This is a genomic window from Streptomyces apricus (assembly GCF_008369065.1).
GTDB classification, from domain to species: Bacteria; Actinomycetota; Actinomycetes; order Streptomycetales; family Streptomycetaceae; genus Streptomyces; species Streptomyces apricus.
In genome coordinates this window covers 1-1,467 of record NZ_VDFC01000201.1, presented here as the reverse complement: position 1 = coordinate 1,467, position 1,467 = coordinate 1, and the positions used below count along the sequence as shown (strand labels likewise).

1 protein-coding gene is annotated in these 1,467 nt (G+C 67.7%); it reads right to left on the bottom strand.

The window, feature by feature from the left end; genetic code table 11:
• Positions 1-26: 26 nt before the first annotated feature.
• Positions 27-1,124 (bottom strand): multiple monosaccharide ABC transporter substrate-binding protein, encoded by a 1,098-nt coding sequence (gene chvE, locus FGF04_RS39180; protein ID WP_149516158.1) that lies wholly within the window; start codon positions 1,122-1,124, stop codon positions 27-29.
• Between the last annotated feature and the right edge of the window lie 343 nt (positions 1,125-1,467).

Below are 1,467 nucleotides of genomic sequence, written 5' to 3'. Positions count from 1 at the left end.
TCCCCGTCCCGCCCCCCTCGCACGCCCTACTTCAGGTCACTCTTCTTGATGTAGCCCGAATCGACGAGCACCTGCTTGTAGTTGGACTTGTCGACGCTCACGGGCTCCAGGAGGTAGGCGGGGACGACCTTCTTGCCGTTGTCGTACGTCTGGAGGTCGTTCAGCGCCGGCTTCTTGTCGTGCACCACGGAGTTGACCATGTACGCGGTGACCAGAGCCAGTTCGCGGGTGTCCTTGTAGACGGTCTGCGCCTGCTCGTCGGCCATGATCGACTTGACCGAGGGGACCTCGGCGTCCTGTCCCGTGACGATGGGCAGCGGCTTGGCCGCGGTGCCGTAGCCGTGCTCCTTCAGCGCCTTGATGATGCCGATCGACATGCCGTCGTACGGGGACAGGACCGCGTCGATGTCCTGGTCGGCGTACTCGGAGTCGAGGAGCTTGTTCATGCGCTTCTCGGCCGTGGGGCCGTCCCAGCGCGGGGTGGTGACCTCGTTCATCTCGGTCTCGCCGGATCTGACGATCAGGTCGCCGCTCTGGATGTACGGCTCCAGGACCTCCATGGAGGCCTCGTAGAAGTAGCGCGTGTTGTTGTCGTCGGGGGCCCCCGCGAAGAGCTCGACGGTGAACGGGCCCTTGCCGCTGCCGTTGACGAGCCCGAGGCCCTCCGTGATGAAGTCGGCCTGCAGGGTGCCGACCTTCACGTTGTCGAAGCTCGCGTAGTAGGCGACGTTCGGGGAGCCGAGGATCAGCCGGTCGTAGGAGATCACCGGTATGTCGGCCGACTTCGCCTTCTCCAGGACGTCGTTGAACGCCTTGCCGTTGACCGAGGCGATCACCAGGGCGTCGACACCACTGTCGATCATGGCTTCCACCTGGGCGACCTGGTTCTTCGGGTCGTTGTCGGCGTACTTGAGGGTGGTCGTGTAACCGAACCCCTTGAGCTCGTCGACCATGTTCTGGCCGTCGTTGAGCCACCGCTGGGACGTTTTGGTGGGCATGGCGATGCCCACGGACGCGGCCTTTCCGTCGCTGCCGCTGCCCGAGTCTCCCCCGCACGCGGCGAGGGAGAGGGACAGGACCGTCGAAAGGGCCGCAGCTACGGTGGTGCGGGCGCGCATGCTCATGGTTCCTCACTGGATGAAAGGCAGTCGGCCGGACTCGGTGGCCGGGCGGGTACCGGACAACGGCCGTCCCCGGCCGGACCGGCGGGCCGGGGTGGAGCCGTCCGCGGCGCACGGTCCCGGCGGGGTCCGTGGCGCGTGGTGTTTCGGTGCCGAGTTCGAGCCGGGGCTGCCCTGACGGGGGTTCGGGACGACGCACCCCGGCGACCGCACTGCGCGTACGGGCCGGAGGCGGACGCCTGGGTGGATCGGTGCCCGGTCGCGTGGAGCCTTCCGGGGGCGGACGGGGGTTCACCGGGTCACGGTGAGGGGGTGGAGCCACCGGGTCACGGTGAGGGGGTGGAGC